Source organism: Pseudomonas sp. BYT-1, from assembly GCF_023611805.1.
GTDB lineage: Bacteria > Pseudomonadota > Gammaproteobacteria > Pseudomonadales > Pseudomonadaceae > Aquipseudomonas > Aquipseudomonas guariconensis.
This window is the reverse complement of record NZ_CP072559.1, coordinates 1,914,430-1,935,000: the sequence shown is the minus strand read 5'-3', so window position 1 is coordinate 1,935,000 and position 20,571 is coordinate 1,914,430. Positions and strand designations below refer to the sequence as shown.

21 protein-coding genes (1 of these 21 only partly in view) are annotated in these 20,571 nt (G+C 61.8%); 12 read left to right on the top strand and 9 right to left on the bottom strand.

Features of this window, described 5'->3' with window-relative positions:
* Nucleotides 1-1,325: the 5' portion of an aminopeptidase P family protein gene (locus J5X93_RS08810; protein WP_043213896.1), read on the bottom strand. Its footprint begins 484 nt before the window's first position; the window shows 1,325 of its 1,809 coding nt (coding positions 1-1,325); its start codon is at nt 1,323-1,325; the stop codon falls past the left edge of the window.
* A 175-nt stretch (nt 1,326-1,500) separates the two neighbouring features.
* On the opposite strand from J5X93_RS08810, the gene J5X93_RS08805 reads away from it, so the two are divergent.
* Both J5X93_RS08805 and J5X93_RS08800 read left to right on the top strand, forming a co-directional pair.
* Complete coding sequence (locus tag J5X93_RS08805; RefSeq protein WP_043213895.1) at nt 1,501-2,613, top strand: DUF3182 family protein; 1,113 nt, start codon at nt 1,501-1,503, stop codon at nt 2,611-2,613.
* Complete coding sequence (locus J5X93_RS08800) at nt 2,597-3,367, top strand: alpha/beta hydrolase family protein (protein ID WP_182941350.1); 771 nt, start codon at nt 2,597-2,599, stop codon at nt 3,365-3,367. The genes J5X93_RS08805 and J5X93_RS08800 overlap by 17 nt, the downstream gene beginning before the upstream one ends.
* On the opposite strand, the gene J5X93_RS08795 is transcribed toward J5X93_RS08800, so the two are convergent.
* Nucleotides 3,346-3,726: a hypothetical protein gene (locus J5X93_RS08795; RefSeq protein WP_043213891.1), complete on the bottom strand. Its 381-nt coding sequence runs from the start codon at nt 3,724-3,726 to the stop codon at nt 3,346-3,348. The genes J5X93_RS08800 and J5X93_RS08795 overlap by 22 nt on opposite strands.
* 88 nt (nt 3,727-3,814) lie before the next feature.
* On the opposite strand from J5X93_RS08795, the gene soxR reads away from it, so the two are divergent.
* Nucleotides 3,815-4,255, top strand: coding sequence for a redox-sensitive transcriptional activator SoxR (soxR, locus tag J5X93_RS08790; RefSeq protein WP_182818458.1), 441 nt, complete (start codon nt 3,815-3,817; stop codon nt 4,253-4,255).
* 13 nt (nt 4,256-4,268) lie between these two features.
* On the opposite strand, the gene J5X93_RS08785 is transcribed toward soxR, so the two are convergent.
* On the bottom strand, nt 4,269-5,249 hold the full coding sequence (locus J5X93_RS08785; RefSeq protein ID WP_182818455.1) for a GlxA family transcriptional regulator: 981 nt from the start codon (nt 5,247-5,249) through the stop codon (nt 4,269-4,271).
* 82 nt (nt 5,250-5,331) lie between these two features.
* Here J5X93_RS08785 and J5X93_RS08780 point away from each other — a divergent pair, with 82 nt between their 5' ends.
* Nucleotides 5,332-5,889 (top strand): cysteine hydrolase family protein, encoded by a 558-nt coding sequence (locus J5X93_RS08780; RefSeq protein ID WP_043213887.1) that lies wholly within the window; start codon nt 5,332-5,334, stop codon nt 5,887-5,889.
* A gap of 4 nt (nt 5,890-5,893) precedes the next feature.
* Here J5X93_RS08780 and J5X93_RS08775 read toward each other — a convergent pair whose 3' ends face one another.
* Nucleotides 5,894-6,457, bottom strand: a complete 564-nt coding sequence (locus J5X93_RS08775) for a helix-turn-helix domain-containing protein (RefSeq protein ID WP_043213886.1) — start codon at nt 6,455-6,457, stop codon at nt 5,894-5,896.
* Nucleotides 6,458-6,541: 84 nt separating this feature from the next.
* On the opposite strand from J5X93_RS08775, the gene J5X93_RS08770 reads away from it, so the two are divergent.
* The 7 genes from J5X93_RS08770 (at nt 6,542) to J5X93_RS08740 (ending at nt 13,700) form a co-directional block, all read left to right on the top strand.
* Entirely contained in the window at nt 6,542-7,492 is a 951-nt protein-coding gene (locus J5X93_RS08770) for a DMT family transporter (RefSeq protein WP_182941352.1), read from the top strand.
* Between the two features lie 150 nt (nt 7,493-7,642).
* On the top strand, nt 7,643-10,558 hold the full coding sequence (locus tag J5X93_RS08765; RefSeq protein WP_043213883.1) for a monovalent cation/H+ antiporter subunit A: 2,916 nt from the start codon (nt 7,643-7,645) through the stop codon (nt 10,556-10,558).
* Nucleotides 10,558-10,902 carry a Na+/H+ antiporter subunit C gene (locus J5X93_RS08760; RefSeq protein WP_043213881.1) on the top strand — a complete coding sequence of 115 codons (345 nt, stop codon included), beginning with the start codon at nt 10,558-10,560 and terminating at the stop codon, nt 10,900-10,902. Before J5X93_RS08765 ends, J5X93_RS08760 begins: the two co-directional genes overlap by 1 nt.
* Nucleotides 10,899-12,578: a monovalent cation/H+ antiporter subunit D gene (locus J5X93_RS08755; RefSeq protein ID WP_182941368.1), complete on the top strand. Its 1,680-nt coding sequence runs from the start codon at nt 10,899-10,901 to the stop codon at nt 12,576-12,578. Before J5X93_RS08760 ends, J5X93_RS08755 begins: the two co-directional genes overlap by 4 nt.
* Nucleotides 12,575-13,063, top strand: coding sequence for a Na+/H+ antiporter subunit E (locus J5X93_RS08750; RefSeq protein ID WP_070574068.1), 489 nt, complete (start codon nt 12,575-12,577; stop codon nt 13,061-13,063). Before J5X93_RS08755 ends, J5X93_RS08750 begins: the two co-directional genes overlap by 4 nt.
* Entirely contained in the window at nt 13,060-13,338 is a 279-nt protein-coding gene (locus tag J5X93_RS08745) for a K+/H+ antiporter subunit F (protein ID WP_043213878.1), read from the top strand. Before J5X93_RS08750 ends, J5X93_RS08745 begins: the two co-directional genes overlap by 4 nt.
* A complete protein-coding gene (locus J5X93_RS08740; protein WP_043213876.1) occupies nt 13,335-13,700 on the top strand; it encodes a Na+/H+ antiporter subunit G in 366 nt (121 codons plus the stop codon). Before J5X93_RS08745 ends, J5X93_RS08740 begins: the two co-directional genes overlap by 4 nt.
* 28 nt (nt 13,701-13,728) lie before the next feature.
* Here the strand turns inward: J5X93_RS08740 and J5X93_RS08735 are convergent, their stop codons facing one another.
* The 5 genes from J5X93_RS08735 to J5X93_RS08715 form a co-directional block, all read right to left on the bottom strand.
* Nucleotides 13,729-13,935 carry a hypothetical protein gene (locus J5X93_RS08735; protein ID WP_043213874.1) on the bottom strand — a complete coding sequence of 69 codons (207 nt, stop codon included), beginning with the start codon at nt 13,933-13,935 and terminating at the stop codon, nt 13,729-13,731.
* The gene (locus J5X93_RS08730) at nt 13,932-14,402 is read right to left on the bottom strand and encodes a hypothetical protein (RefSeq protein ID WP_043213872.1); all 471 of its coding nucleotides are present in this window, start codon (nt 14,400-14,402) and stop codon (nt 13,932-13,934) included. The genes J5X93_RS08735 and J5X93_RS08730 overlap by 4 nt, the downstream gene beginning before the upstream one ends.
* A gap of 277 nt (nt 14,403-14,679) precedes the next feature.
* Nucleotides 14,680-14,958: a hypothetical protein gene (locus tag J5X93_RS08725; protein WP_180962689.1), complete on the bottom strand. Its 279-nt coding sequence runs from the start codon at nt 14,956-14,958 to the stop codon at nt 14,680-14,682.
* Nucleotides 14,910-15,104, bottom strand: a complete 195-nt coding sequence (locus J5X93_RS08720; protein WP_043213867.1) for a hypothetical protein — start codon at nt 15,102-15,104, stop codon at nt 14,910-14,912. Before J5X93_RS08720 ends, J5X93_RS08725 begins: the two co-directional genes overlap by 49 nt.
* A gap of 179 nt (nt 15,105-15,283) precedes the next feature.
* Complete coding sequence (locus J5X93_RS08715) at nt 15,284-15,688, bottom strand: TraR/DksA family transcriptional regulator (RefSeq protein ID WP_043213866.1); 405 nt, start codon at nt 15,686-15,688, stop codon at nt 15,284-15,286.
* A 327-nt stretch (nt 15,689-16,015) separates the two neighbouring features.
* On the opposite strand from J5X93_RS08715, the gene J5X93_RS08710 reads away from it, so the two are divergent.
* Complete coding sequence (locus J5X93_RS08710) at nt 16,016-20,560, top strand: DUF6543 domain-containing protein (protein WP_250034621.1); 4,545 nt, start codon at nt 16,016-16,018, stop codon at nt 20,558-20,560.
* Nucleotides 20,561-20,571 lie beyond the last annotated feature (11 nt).

Below are 20,571 nucleotides of genomic sequence, written 5' to 3'. Positions count from 1 at the left end.
AATGCAATCATGCCCTTGAGCACACGGGTACAATCCTGCTTCTGCTCGAGGCTGGGAACGCCGATCGGCACCATCCGGGTGATGTCAGTGGTACCCCCTACATATTGGCCACCAGAATCGATCAACAGCAAACCATCGCCTTCGATCACCGCATGGGACTGCTCAGTCGCCCGGTAATGCGGCATGGCACCGTTGGCGTTGAACGCTGCGATGGTGGAAAAACTCAACGACACGAACCCCGGCCGGCGCCCACGCGCCGCGCTCAATCGTTCGTCGATAGTCAGCTCGGTGATGGTTTGCTTGCCTAAGTTGGCCTCAAACCAGGCGAAGAATTCGCACAACGCCGCGCCGTCCTGCTCCATTACCTGACGGATATGCACCAGATCTTCTTCGCCCTTGCGGGACTTGCTCAAGGTGGTCGGATTGATACCCTCGAGCAATTGCACATCGGCGCTCAGGTGATCCAGCAAGCCACAGGTGACACGGGCCGGATCCACCAGCAAGCGGGCATTTGGGGGTATCGCGGCCAAGGCCCGGCCGATTTCTGCATAGTCGCGCACCGAGATCCCATCGACCGCCAGCACATGGCGCAGGTGATCATCGACCTTGTCCAGGCCGACGAACAGCGTTGCCTGCTCCTGCCCGATCAACGCGAAGGAGACAAATACCGGGTTGTAGGAGACATCGCTGCCGCGCAGGTTGAACAACCAGGCAATGTCGTCGAGAGTGGCGATGAAGTGCCAATCGGCGCCGCGCTCAGTCAGGGTCTGCCGCAGTTCGGCAAGTTTTTCCGCACGACTGACGGTCGCATGAGGCGGTAGATGCTGGTAGACCGGATTGCCTGGCAGAGCCGGCCGCCCGTCCCAGACCCGCTCCAGCAAATCCAGATGGGTCAGCAAGCGCACTTCGCGGGCCTTCAGTCGCTCCTGCAACTGCCGGGCGGAGGCCAACGCCATCACTGCTCCATCGACGGCCACCGTTCCCTGGTACCGAACATGCTCACCAAGCCACTCCAGCGCCCCTGGTTGGCCAGGCAGCAACTTCATCAGCTCGATGCCACTGCCCGCCAGTTCATGCTGGGCCTGCTCCCAGTAGCGGCTATCGGCCCACAGCCCGGCGAAATCGGCCGTGACGACCAAAGTCCCTACTGAGCCATGAAAGCCAGACAACCACTGGCGGCCTTGCCAGTGCCCTGGCAGATACTCGGATAGATGGGGGTCAGCCGAGGGGACCAGCAAGGCATCCACGCCTTCGCCGGCCATTATCTCGCGCACACGCGCCAGGCGGGCCGGAACGCTTTGCTGAATCGGGGACTGAATGTTCATGCGCACTCCTGCGGATACACCATCGGCTATTCCAAGCCGTTGATAATGGAGCAGCCGGCGATGCCCTGCAATCGCCGCGCGGCATCGGCGAGCCACGGCCATTGATCATGTCGGCTGAACTTTGCCCGCCCAAGTGCCTTCAGACTCCATACATCCCAGCGGACAGACTTCGCCTATGCCCCAGTCCAGCGACCCGAAAACCGCCGTTGTCCTGCTCGACACACGTGAACACACCCCCGAGCACGAGCACGCGGTCCATCTCAAAATCGCCAATTACCTGGCTCGACTGCTGGGTATCGATCGTGTGGAAACCCGACTGCCCTCGACCAGCACCGGTGCCTTCTATTATCTGCCCACCGAAACCCTGGTTGATTCACAACGCTACCGCGCCATGGGCATCCTCGACGAAGACGACCTGTTCGGTGGTGTGGTGCCTTTCCCATTCGTGGCGACCAAGGCGATTTCCCACCCTTTGCCGGCCAATGCCAGCTTCCCGCCCGGCTGGAGCGACGCCTTCGCCCAGGACGCGTGCGATGCCCTCTTGCGGGGCTATACCGTTTTCAGCAAAGCCGACGCTCGGCAAGCTGCGCGCTTGCTGCTAAACGAGGGTCCGCTGCGGGTCAAGCCGGTACTGGCCTGCGCCGGGCGAGGACAAGCCGTGATCGAAGAGGCACAGGACCTCGAACCGATGCTTGCGCAAATGGACGACAAGGCGTTGGCGCTCGTTGGCCTCGTGCTCGAAGAGCATCTGGAACAAGTACAGACCTTCAGTGTCGGCCAGGTGCGGGTGGGACAATTGAGCTGCAGCTACTACGGCACCCAACGCCTGACTCACGATCACTCGGGCACCGAAATCTACGGTGGCTCGGACCTGATCGTGGTTCGAGGGGGCTATGAGGCCTTGCTGCAACTGCCACTGGAAGATCATCTGCGTCTGGCGATCACCCAGGCCATGACCTACGAACGCGCCGCCCAGCAGCACTTTCCAGGCTTCATCGCTTCGCGCCGCAACTACGATATCGCCCGCGGTCTGGACGCGCGCCAGCACCTGCGCAGCGGGGTGTTAGAGCAATCCTGGCGCCTGGGCGGTGCCAGCAGCGCCGAGGTCCTGGCCCTGCAGGCCTTCGCCGATGACCCAGCCCTGTTGCAGGTACGCGCTTCGAGCCATGAAGTCTTCGGTACCGCCAAATTGCCGGCCGACGCCACACTTTTCTACCAAGGAAACGACAGTGAACTTGGACAACTCAGCAAATATGCACGGATACGCCACCATGACCATTCAGAGTGAAACCGTAGAGTTGCAGGTCGAGGACGGCCGCATCGCCGGCACCGTGGTCAGCCCCGGCAGCAAGATGCCGGCCATTCTCTTCGTCCACGGCTGGGGCGGCAGCCAGCAACGCGACTTGGCACGGGCACGACAGATCACCGGCCTAGGCTGCGTGTGCATGACCTTCGACCTGCGCGGCCACGAGAAGACCGAAAGTCAGCGATTGACCGTCACCCGCCAACAGAACCTCGAAGACCTTCTGGCCGCCTATGACCGCCTGGCCAGCCACCCAGCAGTGGACCCGAGCGCCATCGCGCTGATTGGCAGCAGCTATGGCGGCTACCTGGCGACTTTGCTCACCACTCACCGGCCAGTCAGATGGCTGGCCTTGCGGGTCCCGGCATTGTATTGGGACGAAGACTGGGGCACCCCCAAGCAAGCCTTGGACCGCCAGCGCCTGAACAACTATCGCCAGCGGATTCTGGGCCCAGCCGACAATCGCGCCCTGGCAGCTTGCGCCGAATTCACAGGCGATGTGCTGCTGGTGGAGTCCGAGCATGATGATTATGTGCCGCACAATACGTTGATGAGCTATCGCTCGGCGTTCGTTGCTGCCCATTCCCTGACCCATCGCATCGTCGATGGGGCGGATCATGCGCTGTCCAGCGAAGAGAGCCAGAAAGGCTACAGTTCGATCCTCGCGTCCTGGATCGCAGAAATGGTCATCGGCGCCCGTCTGGACCGTTACCCGCATTACGCCCCGTGGTATGCCTGAGGCTCACCGACCTGGCAATGCAGACCGCCATCCTCGCCTCGTACGAGGCTGCGCAACGTCTGGAAGGCGGCGAAGTTCACGCCCCGTGCTTGGTGCTGGCACAACAGGTCGAGAAACGGCTCCTCGACGAAGAAGCTGGCAGCCGCTGCCCATTCATGGCGTGATTGCCATTGCAGGTATTGGAGCACCCGACTGCCGTCATCGCTGGCTTGAATACTGACGCCAAGCAAACCGTCACAACGCACTGCCAGCTCTTCACTGCGCACTACCAAGGCATCAGCCAAGGCATGCTGGCAAGCTGCCGGCACTTCGTATTCAATCATCTGGGTAAACCATAAAGAATGGGGCTGAGCCGCCATGGACAGTCTCCTTGTTGCGGATGCTTGCTGCACGATGGCTAACAAGGCTAAAACCTCCAGTTAACTCAAGGTCAAGGGATTTTTTTCCATGTCTGGCACCCATCAGATGATGCTGAGCGTCGGCCAGTTGGCGGCCCGAAGCGGCGTGGCGGTCACCGCATTGCACTTCTACGAAACCAAGGGGCTGATCCAAAGTACGCGCAACGCCGGCAACCAGCGCCGCTATCCGCGCTCGATGCTGCGTAGAGTCGCCGTGATCAAGATGGCCCAGCGATTGGGTATCGCCCTTGCCGACATCGCCAAAGCCCTCGACAGCCTGCCCAACGATCACGTACCGACCGCCGAGGACTGGCGCCGGCTGTCGGCGCGATGGCGTGAGGACCTCAATCGCCGTATCGACGAACTGACCCTGTTGCGCGACCAGCTGGACGGCTGTATCGGTTGCGGCTGCCTGTCACTCAAAGAGTGCCCGCTGCGCAATCATCAGGACCGCCTGGCCGAGGAAGGGCCAGGGCCGCATCCGCAATGACAACCGCAGTCTGTCATGCCTGGACGAAGCGCCGGCGGTAATCGCTGGGTGTCGATCCGGTGATGCGCTGGAAGACCTTGCGAAACGCTCCCGGATCCTGATAGCCCACGCCCCAGGCGATCTGATCCACGCTGCGCCGCGTGAACTCCAGTAGCCGGCACGCCCTCACCACCCGTACCTGTTGGCAGTATTCGGTTGGCCGCATGCCGGTCGCCGCTCGAAAGCGACGCAAGAAAGTGCGCGGCTCAAGACCTGCGCACAACGCCATGGTCGTAAGGTCCACCTCCTGCGCGCCACTTCCCTGCAACCAGTGCTGGACTTTGAGCACTGCTTCGTCGCCATGGTCCAGCCGCGGGTTGAAGCGTGCGCCGGGTGAGGTCGTGGCAAGAGGCTCGACGGCCAAATAGCGTGCGGTCTCACGGGCCAGGGTCGCGCCGAGAAAGCGCTCCAGCAGGCGCAGTCCCAGATCGGTCCAGGCCATCAGACCTGCCGAGGTCAAGATGTCGCCATCATCGAGCAATGGCTGATTGGCCACCACCTCGATATTGGGAAAGCGCTCGGCCAGTGCCTGCGCGTAGTTCCAGTGAGTGCTGGCCTGACGGCCATCGAGCAAACCACTGGCGGCAATGAAGAACACTCCGATGCACACCGAGGCGAGCACCGCGCCCTGCCCATGCCATTGGCCGAGCGCGGCGCGATGATGCTCGAGCACCGTAGGCCCGGGGGCCGACGCCAGGCTTGGCGGAATCACCAACGCACGTACCTCATGCGAAGGTTGCGGCAAGCTGTCATGGATAGCCCGAACTTGCCCGTCGCCCTCGACCTGCCAATGGCTGACGCGCAACCTCGGCAGATCGCCCGCTCCAAGTTCCGCGGCCACCCGGTTGGCTACCGCGAACAGATCCGTCAGGCCCATCACCGCCGCACCCTGGGCGCCGGGATAGATCAACACGCCGATTTCCAGGATGTTGGGGCTGTCAGTTTTTGCCGTCATTGTGTCGATCGCGCCAATCCCAGAGGTGGTCGTCCAAGCCTATAACTATCCACATCCAACCACTACTGCCATAGGAGGCAGCATGAGCAAGCAGGCCCTGATCATCATCGACATCCAGAACGACTACTTCCCCGGCGGCAAGTGGACCCTCGACGGCGCCGATGCAGCCGCCGACAACGCCGCCCACCTGCTCGATGCCGCTCGCGAGCGGGGCGACTTGGTGGTGCATGTACGCCATGAGTTCGACAGCGCCGACGCGCCGTTCTTCGCTCCGGCCTCCAAGGGCGCGCAGATCCATCCCAAGGTCGCACCAGCGCCGGGAGAACCGGTGGTACTCAAGCATCAGGTCAACGCCTTCCGCGATACCGATCTCAAGTCCCTGCTGGACGAGCATCAGGTCAAGGCCGTGACCATCGTCGGCAGCATGAGCCATATGTGTATCGATGCCGCGACGCGCGCCGCCGCCGATCATGGCTACCAAGTCACAGTGGCCCATGATGCCTGCGCCACGCTACCTCTGGAGTTTGCCGGCGAGCTAGTTCCTGCCGCCCAGGTCCACGCCGCTTCCATGGCTGCCTTGGCGTTCGCCTATGCCCGCGTCGCGAGCACCGAGCAACTGCTCGGCGAATACGGTGCCTGAAAGGTCATATCACCACATTGCGCACGAACCGCGTGGGCTCGCTGCCGTCGTTGCGATAGGCGTACCGGCAATTGCTGGGAAACACGTGGAACTCGCCGACCTGCAAGCGAAGCTCGCGCGATTCGATCAGTAGTGTCAAGCAACCTGCGACCACGTAGATCTGCTCGCTCCACCCCTCGGCGTCAGCGTCGCTGACATAGCACTCCCCTGGCGCCAGGGTCCACTCCCACAATTCGACTTCACGCATGGCGGGGCTGCTGCCCAACAGCACGGCCTTGCTTAGTGGATGCTCGCCTGCCCAGGCCAGCTCGTTGATTCGGCTCGGATCGCGTTGTCCAGGCGCCTGGATAAGCGTGCTGAAGACCACTCCGAGCGCTTCGGCGATCAGGTCGAGCGTCGTCAGGCTGACGTTCTTTTCACCCGCCTCGATGGCGACCAGCATGCGCCGGCTGACCCCGGATCGTTCAGCCAGGGCCGTCTGGCTCAACCCCGCGGCATGGCGCAGTTGGCGGATGTTCTGACTGACATGTTGCAGCACCGAAGCACGGTGCGAGGCATCTTTGTGCACTATATTGCTCACAGATTAGGATTGCGCAGTATACTGCCCACTTTGCGGCGGATTGTGCGCCGCCCTCTTTGAGCGCGCAAGACCATGACTCCATCCTCCAGCCCGTCGAAAACCACCGTATCCCTGCGTTTGAGCAAGGCAGAACTGGTACTGGTATTCATCACCATGCTCTGGGGTGGCACTTTCCTGTTGGTGCATAACGTCATGACTGTCAGCGGCCCGATGTTTTTCGTCGGCCTGCGTTTTGCCGCCGCAGCGCTGTTCGTGGGCCTGGTGTCGGCGCGCTCACTACCGGGGCTGACCCTGACCGAGCTCAAGGCCGGCATGCTCATCGGCGTATCGATCATGCTGGGGTATGGCTTGCAGACCATGGGCCTGCAGACCATCAGCAGCAGCCAGTCGGCGTTCATCACAGCCCTTTATGTCCCCTTCGTGCCGCTGTTGCAGTGGCTGGTGCTCGGGCGCCGCCCGGGGCTGATGCCAAGCCTCGGGATTTGCCTGGCCTTCATCGGCTTGGTGCTGGTGGCAGGCCCTGATAGCGGAACCTTGAACCTCAGCGAAGGTGAGCTGCTGACCTTGGTCAGCGCCGTTGCCATCGCAGCCGAGATCATCCTGATCAGCCGGTATGCCGGCCAAGTCGATGTGCGTCGTGTCACGGTGGTTCAACTGCTAACCGCCTCGGCCCTGGCCTTTCTCATGATCGTTCCGACCCAGGAGCGCATCCCGGACTTCTCCTGGCTGCTTCTATGTAGCGCCATCGGCCTGGGCGCCATGAGCGCGGTGATCCAGGTAGCGATGAACTGGGCGCAGAAATCCGTATCCCCCACCCGCGCCACCCTCATCTACGCCGGCGAACCGGTGTGGGCCGGCATCGTCGGGCGCATCGCCGGGGAGCGACTGCCAGGCCTGGCATTGCTTGGGGGCTTGCTGATCGTGATCGCCGTGGTGGTCAGCGAATTGAAGATCCGCCGCACCGACGAGGGGCCGGCCACGCAAGAAAGCCGCGACGCTCACGAACGCGAACCAGGCCTGTGAAGTCCCGCTCAGCAGCTATGCTTTGAAAAAAACTGTTATAAAAAAACAGCTTTTCACACCCCATATGTAGGAATGTTCAACCGCTTGCGTGTTGGTGATCAACTCCTCGGCACGTATGATCCTTGGCAAACTCCTCCAGATTAGAACGCTATGTCATTGATAGTGCTATTGCTTCTGCCGTTCGTGGGCAGTTGCCTGGCAGCCGTGCTGCCGCACAACGCACGCAACGCAGAGTCCATTCTCGCCGGGCTCGTCGCCCTGGCGGGCACCATCCAGGTAGCATTGCTGTACCCGCAGATCGCCCATGGCGGCGTCATCCGCGAGGAGTTCCTCTGGTTGCCCAGCCTCGGGCTGAACCTGGTCCTGCGCATGGACGGCTTCGCCTGGCTGTTCTCCCTGCTGGTGCTCGGCATCGGTACGCTGGTGTCGCTGTATGCGCGCTACTACATGTCGCCCCAGGACCCTGTGCCCCGCTTCTTTGCCTTTTTCTTGGCGTTCATGGGCGCCATGCTCGGCCTGGTGATTTCCGGCAATCTCATTCAGCTGGTGTTCTTCTGGGAGTTGACCAGCCTGTTCTCCTTCCTGCTGATCGGCTACTGGCACCACCGCAGTGATGCTCGCCGGGGCGCCTACATGGCGCTCATGGTCACAGGTGCCGGCGGTTTGTGCATGTTGGTCGGGGTGCTGCTGCTCGGCCATGTGGTCGGCAGCTACGACCTGGACAAGGTCTTGGCTGCCGGCGACCTGATTCGCCAACATGCGCTGTATCCCGTCCTGCTTCCCTTGATCCTGATCGGAGCGCTGAGCAAGAGCGCCCAATTCCCTTTCCAGTTCTGGCTGCCCCATGCGATGGCAGCGCCAACCCCCGTCTCTGCGTACCTGCACTCGGCCACTATGGTCAAGGCGGGAGTGTTCCTGCTGGCCCGGCTGTGGCCGGTGCTTTCGGGCAGCGAGGAATGGTTCTGGATCGTCGGCGGTGCAGGTGCCATGACCCTGCTGCTCGGCGCCTTCTGCGCCATGTTCCAGAACGACCTCAAGGGCCTGCTGGCGTATTCCACCATCAGCCACCTGGGCTTGATTACCCTGCTGCTGGGCCTGAACAGCCCGCTGGCCGCCGTGGCCGCGGTGTTCCACATCCTCAACCATGCCACCTTCAAGGCCTCGCTGTTCATGGCCGCCGGCATCATCGACCATGAAAGCGGTACGCGTGACATTCGTCGCCTGAACGGGCTGTTCCGCCTGATTCCGTTCACCGCCACCTTGGCCATGGTGGCCAGCGCCTCGATGGCAGGCGTTCCGCTGATGAACGGTTTCCTGTCGAAGGAGATGTTCTTCGCCGAGACCGTGTTCATCAGCTCCACCGCCTGGGTCGAGGCCACATTGCCGGTGATTGCCACCCTGGCGGGCACTTTCAGCGTGGCATACGCGCTGCGCTTTACCGTCGACGTTTTCTTCGGCCCCACCGCCCAGGATCTGCCGCATACCCCCCACGAGCCGCCGCGCTGGATGCGCGCACCGGTCGAACTGCTGGTGCTGACGTGCCTGGTGGTGGGCATTTTCCCCGCTCAGTCGGTCGGCCCGTTGCTGGCCGCAGCCGCGTTGCCGGTGGTCGGCGGGACCTTGCCTGAATACAGCCTGGCCATCTGGCACGGCTGGAACGCCCCGCTGATCATGAGCCTGATCGCCATGTGCGGCGGTGTGGTGCTCTACCTGCTGTTGCGCGAGCAACTGCGTCGAGGCCGCTTCCCACACCCACCGCTGATCGAACGCTTCAACGGCAAGCGCCTGTTCGAGCGTGGCCTGGTGCGCCTGATGCTGCTGGCCCGCCGCCTTGAAGGGCTGCTGACCACCCGCCGCTTGCAGAAGCAACTGTTCATGCTGGCATTGGCGGCCTTCCTCGCCGGGCTCCTGCCGATGCTAGACAGCGGCCTGAGCTGGGGTGATCGACCGAAAATCCCCGGGTCGGGCGTGTTCGTCGCGCTCTGGCTGATCGCGATCGCCTGTGCCATCGGCGCCGCTTGGCAGGCCAAGTACCACCGCCTGGCGGCACTGATCATGGTCAGTGTCTGCGGCCTGATGACCTGCATCACCTTCGTCTGGTTCTCCGCGCCTGACTTGGCGCTGACCCAACTGGTGGTCGAAGTGGTGACCACCGTGCTCATCCTGCTCGGCCTACGCTGGCTGCCACGACGTATCGAAGGCGTCTCGGCGCTAGGTGCTACTCAGGAGCGTGCGCGCCTTCGCCGCCTGCGCGATCTGCTGCTGGCCGTATTGGTCGGCGGTGGCATGGCCTTGCTGTCCTACGCCATGCTGACCCGTCCTACGCCCAACGACATTTCTTCGTTCTACCTCAGCCGAGCCCTGCCTCAAGGCGGCGGTACCAACGTGGTCAACGTGATGCTGGTGGATTTTCGCGGCTTCGATACCCTCGGCGAAATTACCGTCCTGGTGGCCGTGGCCCTTACCGTATTTGCCCTGCTGCGGCGCTTCCGCCCACCGAAGGAAAGCATGCAGTTGCCGGCCCAGCAGCGCTCGCTGGCGCCAGATGTGGTCACTGATTTGATCAACCCGCGCCATGCCACCGACACCGCCCTGGGTTTCATGATGGTGCCGGCCGCGCTGGTTCGCCTGCTGTTGCCGATCGCATTGGTGGTGTCGATGTACCTGTTCATGCGCGGCCACAACCAGCCAGGCGGAGGATTCGTCGCTGGCCTGGTGATGTCGGTGGCGTTCATCCTCCAGTACATGGTCGCCGGTACCCAGTGGGTCGAGGCCCAGATGAGCCTGCGACCGCTGCGCTGGATGGGCACGGGCCTGCTGTGCGCCACCCTGACCGGCGCCGGAGCCATGCTCCTGGGCTATCCGTTCCTGACCACCCACACCGCCCATCTGCACTTGCCTGTGCTGGGTGACGTGCACGTGGCCAGCGCGTTGTTCTTCGACATCGGTGTCTACACCGTCGTGGTCGGCTCCACGCTGTTGATCCTCACTGCCCTGGCGCACCAGTCGGTACGCGCCTATCGACCGGGCACGCCCACTAAATCCAGCCAAGCAGGAGCCGCCTGATGGAAGAAGTCATTGCCGTGGCCATTGGCGTGCTAGCCGCCTCCGGGGTCTGGCTGATCCTGCGCCCACGTACCTACCAGGTCATCATGGGCCTGTGCCTGCTGTCCTATGGTGTCAATCTGTTCATCTTCAGCATGGGTAGCCTGTTCATCGGCAAGGAGCCGATCATCAAGGAAGGCGTGACACAGGATCTGCTGCATTACACCGATCCTCTGCCTCAGGCGCTTGTGCTCACCGCGATCGTCATCAGCTTTGCCATGACCGCACTGTTCCTGGTGGTGTTGCTGGCTTCGCGCGGCCTGACCGGCACCGACCACGTCGACGGCCGGGAGCGTGAAGAATGAGCCTGATGAACCAACTGATCATCGCTCCCATCCTGCTGCCGCTGGTCACAGCTGCCTTGATGCTGTTGCTGGGCGAAAAGCGTCGTCCGCTCAAGGGGCGCCTGAACCTGTTGTCCACGCTGATTGGCCTAGGCATCGCCATCGTGTTGCTGACGTGGATACGCGGCCAGGGTCAGGCCGAATCGATCGGCGTCTACCTGCCCGGCAACTGGCCCGCACCGTTCGGCATCGTCTTGGTGGTGGACCACCTGTCCGCACTGCTGTTGACGCTCACCGGCATCATCGGCGTCAGCGCCCTGCTCTTCGCCAGGGCCCGCTGGGATGGCGCCGGCGCCAGCTTCCACGCCCTGTTCCAGATCCAACTCATGGGCTTGTATGGCGCCTTCCTGACAGCGGACCTGTTCAACCTGTTCGTATTCTTCGAGGTGCTGCTGGCCGCCTCCTACGGCTTGCTGTTGCATGGTTCGGGACGGGCTCGGGTCAAAGCTGGCCTGCATTACATCGCCATTAACCTGTTCGCTTCCTCGCTGTTCCTGGTGGGCGCAGCGATGCTCTATGGCGTGACCGGAACCCTGAACATGGCCGACCTGGCGCTGAAGATCCCGCTGGTGCCGGAGGCTGATCGCGGCTTGCTGCACGCCGGCGCGGCAATCCTGGCCATGGCCTTCCTGGTCAAGGCCGGTATCTGGCCGCTGAATTTCTGGCTGGTGCCGGCCTATGCCTCGGCCAGTGCACCGGTCGCGGCACTGTTCGCCATCATGACCAAGGTTGGCCTGTATGCGGTGCTGCGCCTGTGGACCCTGCTGTTCTCCAGCCAGGCCGGCGCTTCGGCGCACTTCGGCGGCCAATGGCTGGTCTATGGCGGCTTGGCCACTTTGGCGGTGGCGGCACTGTCCATCCTCGCCGCCCAGCGCCTGGAGCGCCTGGCCGGCCTGAGCATCCTGGTCTCCGCCGGCACCCTCCTGGGGGCCATCGGTTTCGGCCAGCCGATCCTCACCGGCGGTGCATTGTTCTACCTGGTGAGCTCGACCCTGGCCCTGTGCGCGCTGTTCCTGCTTGCCGAGCTGGTGGAGCGCTCGCGCTCGGCCAACGAGGCGCCGCTGGATGAAGAGGACGATGCGATTCCTTCGCCACTGGAGTCGCTGCACCCACCCAAAGGCATCAATCTGGACGACGAACAAAAGGCGGTGATCGGCCAGATCATTCCTTGGACCATGGCATTCCTGGGGCTGAGCTTCATCGCCTGCGCCTTGCTGATCATCGGCATGCCACCGCTGTCGGGCTTCATTGGCAAACTGAGCCTGATCAGCGCGTTGTTCAATCCCCAAGGTTTGGGTGTGCCGGCCGATCAGCCGCTGTCCGCCTCCGCCTGGTGCCTGGTGGCGCTGTTGATCCTGTCGGGCATGGCCTCGCTGATCGCCTTTGGCCGTGTGGGTATCCAGCGTTTCTGGAAGCCAGAGGAGCGTCCTTCTCCCCTGCTGCGCCGCTATGAATGCCTGCCCATCGTCATCCTGCTAGGTCTGTGCATCCTGCTCAGCGTCCAGGCCGAACCCTTGCTGCGCTACACCCAGGACACGGCCGCCAGCCTGCAAACGCCCGATACTTATATCCAGGCGGTGATGGCGACGCGTCCGGTCCCTGGCCCGACCACCGCCGACATACAGGTGCAGCCATGAGCCGATTGATTCCCGCCCCACTGCTGTCACTGTCGCTGTTTGCCCTGTGGCTGCTGCTCAACCTGTCAGTCAGCCCCGGCAACCTGTTGCTCGGCGCTGCCCTGGGTATCCTTGCGCCCCTGCTGATGGCCCCGCTGCGTCCCCAGCACGCCCATGTCCGGCGGCCGTGGGCGGTGGTGCGGCTGATCTGTCGTGTCGGCCTGGATGTCATCCATTCCAACCTGCTGGTGGCCCGTGGTGTGCTGTGCGCCGGCCATCGCCCGCCGCGCTCGGCATTCGTCCATATTCCCCTGGCGCTGCGCGATGCCCATGGTCTGGCGGCGTTGTCGATGATCACGACGGTGGTACCAGGCACGGTCTGGTCGGAGCTGGCGCTGGACCGCAGCGTCTTGCTGCTGCATGTGTTCGATCTGGAGGACGAAGCAGCTTTCATCGAGCACTTCAAGCACACTTACGAGCGCCCGCTGATGGAGATTTTCGAATGACCGGCCTGCTTGCCAACGCCGTCCTCGCCAGCCTGTTCATCTTTGCCATCGCCATGGCATTGGCACTGGTCAGGCTGTTCCGTGGTCCCTCCGCTCAAGACCGGGTCCTGGCCCTGGACTACCTCTATATCCTAGGCATGCTGATGATGTTGGTCCTGGGTATCCGCTATGCCAGCGACACTTATTTCGAAGGCGCCTTGCTGATCGCGCTGTTCGGCTTCGTCGGGTCCTTCGCCTTGGCTAAATTCCTTCTGCGTGGCGAGGTGATCGAATGAACGAAGCCTTCGATATACCGCTCTGGCTGGAGCTGGTCACCGCCTTACTGCTCTTGGCGGGCAGTCTGTTCGCCCTGATCGGCGCTGTGGGAATGTTGCGATTGAAAGATTATTTCCAGCGCATGCACCCACCGGCCCTGGCCTCGACCTTGGGCGCCTGGTGCGTGTGCCTGGCCTCGATCCTGTATTTCTCCTGGCTCAAGCAAGGCCCGGTATTGCACGCCTGGCTGATACCGGTGCTGCTGTCGATCACCGTACCTGTGACCACGCTGTTGCTGGCCAGGGCGGCCCTGTTCCGCAAGCGCACAGCGGGAGAGGCTGTACCAGAAGAAGTCAGCAGTGGGCGGGACGGCGGAAACTGACGCCCGCATCAAAACCTCGGGGGTAGCCTCACCCCTGCGACAGGCGTTGCAGCTCCCGGCGCACCATGGCGGCGAATTCAGGCGGGCTGAGTTGGTACAGCTGGCCTGCAACCCAGGCCAGCCAGGCATTGCCCAGTGCCTCGCGCTGCGCCAGCAGCCGCTCAGCCTGCTCGACGGCCTGCGCCTGATATTCTCGATGAAATTGCGCCCTGCCGGTGGGTGCTTTGTCGCTCATTCGCTGGCCTTGAACGTGGTCAGCTCGCCCTTTCGCCATTTGGCGACCTTGCCGGTCACGGCCTTGAGCAACTTGCCGAGGCCTTCCTGCACTTGTTGCTGCGCCGCGAACACCAGCATCACGCCATGGCCTTCACGAAAGACGATACCTTCACCTTCCGGCACCGAAACGAAGGCATAGTCACCAACGCCATAGACGTTCAGCTTGATTTCCCGAAAGCGCAGCTCCAGCTTACCGCCCTCGCGGCTGGGCAATACTGCCGCGCGGAAGTGGTCGCCCACTTTCAATTCAAGGTGCTGCTTGTTGTCGACCACCAGAGCGTCATCGGTATCGATTTCGGCCATGTAAAGGCCATCGGGGCTCTGCTCGGTGACATAGACGAAACGCCCGTGAAACAGCTTGGCCAACTTGGCCCGCAAATCGCCCAGGGCGAACAACGCGTGGGTATCCAGTGTACTGACTGCCAATGAAGAATTCCTCGAACCGGTTACAGGCGCCCCAACCGAAGCCGGGGCGCAGACATATCAAGTCGATGTCATGAAAGACTAATGAAGCGATGCACGAAACGTCTGTGCAGGCATGCGATGCGGCAGGCAGGAATCGTTACTCTAGCTTGCCAGCCAAGACCCCAAGACGGCTTTTCGGCAGTTTCTTCAATAGGAAACGTAATGTTCTGACAACAAATTTGCAGGAAAAGATGCAATAGATAATGTCAGGCCCTTTGCAGTACAGGCCCGGTATCCATCAGCGCATTACAGGGGAAAGAATATGCACGAAAACACCGAAATCCGTCGAGAGTCCAAGCGCATTTCTTGCCTTAGCAGAAGCGACCCCCGGTTTATCGTCATTCCCGCCGGCATCGATTTCTTTCATATTGCCGAACGCACCACCGGCCGCATCAAGGGTTTTCGGCGTCGCCATCAGGACGCCTGCGACCTGGCACGCCGGCTTGAACAATAACGCCTGGCCACTGCTCAGGCTGCTTTGCCCTTTTCCAACTGTGCCAACCATGCCGCCTGGCATTCGACTGCCTCTTTGCGACTGCCAAAGGCCGTACCGCGGCGCTCGCCGTTGACCAACACCACCCAGCAGACACGTCGGCCCATGGCCTGCAGTGTCGCAGGTACACCTGAACCAATCATGACAGCGACATCGACTCGGCTATTCATCATCCCCTCCGGAACTTAATTAGCAACCTAACGATATCGCCATCATACGCCCGCCCGGCAAGCGGAAAAAGCGCGCGCCAGCACAGCTGTATTGCATCTACGGCAACAAATGCGCCCAGCAGACGAAAACGCAAAAGGCCCCATGAATCGCTTCATGGGGCCTCTGCTGGACATGACGATCAGATCTGGCGCTGGTGGCGGTCGAGCTGTTCGTGACGTTCCTGGGCTTCGATGCAGTATTTGGTGGTTGGGCTGATCAGCAGACGCTGCAGGCCGATAGGCTCACCGCTGTCGTCGCACCAGCCGAAGCTTTCGTCAGCGATGCGGCCCAGAGCCATTTCCAGCTGCGGCAGCAGGCGCTGGTCACGCTCGATGGCGTTGACCAGCCAGTGGCGCTCTTCTTCCACCGAGGCCACGTCGGCCGGATCCGAAGGCGTGTCCAGGCTTTCGATGGTGGCGCGGCTCAGCTCGATGCGCTCGTGGGTTTCGACTTTCATCGCTTGCAGCAGGCCAGTGAAGAAAGCCAACTGTTCGGCATTCATGTAGTCATCGGCCGACATAGCCAGCAACTGTTCCTTGGTCATCGATTTCTCTATGAAAATATAGGCATTTTGGGCGATTCGGGTGTCGCCAACGACAGTTCGTGGGCAACGAAATTCTTAAAGCGCCAACCGGCTCTGTTTTACAGGGGGCGGCAGTCTAAGGCGGCGGGCCGTGTGGGGCAACACCATTGATCCGTGAATTTACCCGAAATGCCCCTTGTTGCGACCAGCACCACGGCATCAGCTCGTCGGTTTTACGCTGCAAAAGGCAAAGCCAGGCGAGGCGCATGCACAACGTGGTAGCGGGCTACCGACCTCGGCGTCACGAAGGCGGCTTTGCTAATGGACCGTTCATATTCGGAGCTGTCCATGAGCAACCCTTCCCAACGCCCCGCAAGCCCAAGCCTGGAATGCCAGGTGGCGATCCGCTTCAGCACTCGCCCGAGCCTGTTCGACATCGCTGACCAGGTGCTTGCCGAACAATGGCTGACACGCCGCCTGCCGTCCAGTGAGGACCCTCGTGAGCTGTTTCTGGTCAGTCTCGGCCCGGCGTCGGCGCCACCTTTTATCCGCCCGTTGAGCCATGTGCTCGTCGAGCGTTATTGCCTGCGCCGTACGCTGAATCTGACGCCTCACGAAGATTACGTCACCTCCGTACCAGAACATGCGCCCCAGAAGGCATTGTCACTGGATCTTGACCCTCTGGCACTCATGATCAATGAATGCGGCCCGTTCATGCTGGAAGCCTATCAGCAAGCCCTGATCAGCTTCTGGAGCGATACCGATGACAAGGGACAGACGCCCTGGCAGTGGTACAGCGATTACCTGCAGCAACAGTTCACCCAGGCCGTTCTGGACAGCAAACGTGACACGACACTGCCTGAGCAGGCCCTGACGACGGCGCAATGGGTGCAGGCGCATCCTGACCCACGCACACACGCCAGCCTGGAGCCCTTCCAGATTCAGGTCAACAATCTGCGCATGGACTTCATGAACAACTGGCAGCTGGATCCGGAGCTCTCCAGTGCGCTATTGATCGAACACGGTGGCGCCCCAGCCGAGAAGAACACGACATTGCTCTTCACCCCTACCGGGAAATTGACGTCCTTCCCTTCACGCCAAGCGCTGCTGGCCCACACCGCCAGGCCCTGGCCATCGTTGCCCGGTGTATCCGGGCCAGACGTACACCTGATTGTTCCGACCTTGCCCTATTTTCAAAGCCAGGCACTCGGAGTGCTGTGCCAGCAGTTACATGGATCGCATCTGACAGCCTGGCCAGAAGACGATCTGGTCCGCGCGACCGATCTGTCGACCGCCCTGGACCGCCTGACATCGATGTTCGGCCTGTGCAGCCCGGCCGAGGCCACCCTGCACGAGCGCCTGGCAGGCCATTTGCCCGTCTGGCTGAAGGAAGCTTCCCCGAAAAAACTGTTGCGCTACAGCACGCTGCTGACCCAGATCGCCCAAGGCTATCATGACGCCCAGTACACCTCCTGGCTCGATGGCGTGCCCGATGCCCAGACATTCGCCACGCAGCAACTTCTGGCGCGCATTCAGAAGGATCACCCCGAGGCCAACCTGGACCTCTCGACGCTCAGAGTCGTCAATGCCCAAACCACCGTAGCCGCACTGCCGGTCCAGGAAACCATCGCCACGGACAATGCGCCACACACCGAAACCTTCACCCTGCCTCAACTGGCAATCAGCAACCTGGGGCTGTTACGCCCAGGCAAGGTCACGGTCCAGGCACTCGACGGCAAGCCGGTGCCGGACTGGTTCGATGAATCCTACTTGCGCAACCTCATCACCAAGGTGGATGTCGCACAGCACTACCCGGCCGTGCTGCTTTCCACGCTGCTCGATGATCCGATGCAACGGTCTCGTCGGGAATCGTTGCTCAGACGGCAGTTGCACACACAACTCCCCGCCCTTGCCTTGGAACTGAACCTGCGAGGCAAACCAATAGGCTTCGACGTCATCAAGGATATCGGAGACGTATTTGGCGAGGCCCCGCAACGCAGTACTGCCTGGCAAATGCGCCCACTCGGATTGCTTAGAAGCCTGGATGCCAGCCCCGACCATCCGCTCAACACCTGGCTGATCGAAGCACAAACCGCCACCTCACAGCCCTGTCTGCTCTACCGCCCGCTGCACAGCGAGCCCTTGTTAGCTTTCGAGGACAGACAGGCGCTGCTTGACGCAATTGCCGCCCCCGGTCCACTACAAGATGACCTGCTCGAGCGTTTGCCCGAACAGGCCCGCAAGATCTACGCCCATGGGGGCTTTCTCGAACCGCACCTGTTCCATCCCCTGGAAGATGACTGGGCCGTCCCGTTCGGCGCCCCCGCCCCGGTCACCCTGGCGCAGGAGCCAGCACTGACCGACCCGGCCCACGCCATCTACCACGGGTGCATCGATGAAACCATCAGCCAATTCCAAGCCCATGCCCAGACCAGCGCCCAGGCCCGTTGGGAGCGCTGGAAATCCCTGGGCTGGCTGCTGCTCAATACTGCACTGCCCTTCGCAGCCGAACCGTTGGCCGCACCGATCTGGACCATCCAGCTGGAAACCGCCTTCCTCGAACTGGTGGGCGAGCACCAATACCAGAGCGCGGGCGAACGCATCGCTTCCCTCGTGGAGTTTCTCGTCAATCTGGCGCTGCTTCTACTCAACCATGCTTTCAAGCGTATCGAGGTGGTGCGTGAAGCCGCTTCGCGCGGTTCTCAAGCCGACTCTGCCACAGCCTTGCTACCGGCCCTGCCGACCTTGACAGTGTCGCCACGTGAGCAAGTCCTCGACTTTTCCTGGGCAAACCCCAAACGCACGCTCGACCCGCTACAGCGAAAGACTCTAGAAGGACTCTGCGCGGATATCCCCTTGGCCCGGTTGGGCAAGCCCATCCCCAGCGGCCCCTTGAAAGAGCTGTTTCTCTATAAAGACAGAAGCTGGGTTGCGATCGACGACAAGGTCTACCAGGTCGAGTTCGACGCCAATCAGCAATGCCCGCGCATCGTCAACAGCAAAGACGAACTCATCAAAGGCCCTTGGCTGCGACGCGATGAAGCCGGTCGCTGGCAACTGGATCTGGGCCTGCGCCTGCGCGCTGGCATGCCCCTGCACCGCCGGGTCGAACAGTTGCGCAACGCCAACCAACAAGAGTTGGCAGCGCTGCAGGCTCAGATCCAGCAGGACGTGACCTACCAGAAAAGCCAACGAGAATACCTCGACAAGGTGGCACGGCTCGCCCACCGCCACGCACCCGACAGCATCCTGCGCAACTATCTGGCAAAGCTCGAGGACTTCACCACGTTCTGGCAAGAACACTTGAAACGCATCCATCAATTCAACGGCCTCAAGCCGCTGCACGAATACAAGATCAAACGCGCCTACGCCCTGTACCAGCAATTGCACTATGCAAAGAAAGTCGATGAAACCCTGACTTGGTTGCACGCGCCCATCCGGGAGCAAATCGATGAAATGATCAAGCGTCATCACGGGGGCTACGAGCTTACCGAGGCCGACAAACGTAGCCTGGGCCAACGCATCGAGACCTTGCTGCCACTGCTGAACAAGTTGCTGGACAACAGCCAGCACCTGGTCGATAGCATGGAGCAACTTCAGCGCCTTGCCAGCCGTTCGCAACCGAAGATCGTCGAGTATCGCGACGCGGCCGCGATCGATTGGGAGTTGGTCAAGTCGCCACTGGCGTGGCGCTGGTCGCGCATCGAGGCTTGCGTCAACCGCTTGTCGCTGCTCGAAGCACTCGACGACGACAGTGAGTATTGGCTGCAGCGCTGTGGCGAAACCCTTGATCTGGCGTTCGCCCAGCGCCAGCAACTGCTTACCCTCGGGCAACCTAATGACGATGTGATCAGTCGGTTGGCCGTCAGCATCGACCGCCACTTCAAGACGGCTCGTCGTCAGCTGGGCAACCTCAAGACACACTTGGACCAGGACACAGCCCGACAGACCCTTGCCCGCCTCCAGGAAGACATCGACAGCGCTGCCCAGGAGCTGCAACCCACGCTCGACGAGCACGCGGCAACGCTCCCCCGCACCACCGTCAACCAGCTGCGCAAACAAGTGCCAGGCCTGATCGAAACCCAGGAAGGCGATGTGCTACTGGGCAATGTCCGTCCAGATGACGACACTGTCGTCGATATCCCCATTGCCTCGCACAATGCCGGTGCTCGCAGCTACAAACTGGAGAACGATCGGTGGGTGCAGTTGGCGACGAAAACACCTACCAAACCCACAGCCGTGCGCAAGCTCAAACACGTGCTCAAGGACAGCCAAGCGCGCCTACAGAGCGCACGCAAAGAACTGCAACGCCTGGAAGGCGGCACCTTCAGCCAGTACCTGCCCATTGAGATCGAAGAGCTGCTGCACCACCAGCGCGATCGCCTGCGTACCTTGCGCGAAGCGATCGAACAGCACCTGACGGCCGACAACCAGACAGACGAGGTCAGTGGCAACCGCGATGCCGCGGGGACGATCAAGGAACTGGAAGACCTGGACGCCCTGCTCACCCGCAAAGCGATCGAGCTGCGCACCAACGCGGCGCTGGAGCAAAAACCGCGCATGGCCGAGCTGCGTTTTCTGATTGACCAAGGAGTAGTGACCGTCCGCAGGGAGAACCCGCGCAAGCTGCTCGCCCGGGTCAAGGGCAGACCCGCGGACTACCTGGACGACTACGGGATCTACAAGGGCGAATCATTGCTGTGGGTCGCGCACTTTCACTACCGTACGCTCGAGGCCGACCAGCGTGCCTTCGTCGCTGGTCACCTCAAGCCGGCAGCGCAGCGATACGCCCAAGGCGCGCAGGTCAATCGGCCGGACACGGGCCAGACCGAAGACGTCTACCGCAGCCCAATTTCCCTGGCCGACGCACAGCAGTACTTCTTCAACATCTGAAACGACCGGGG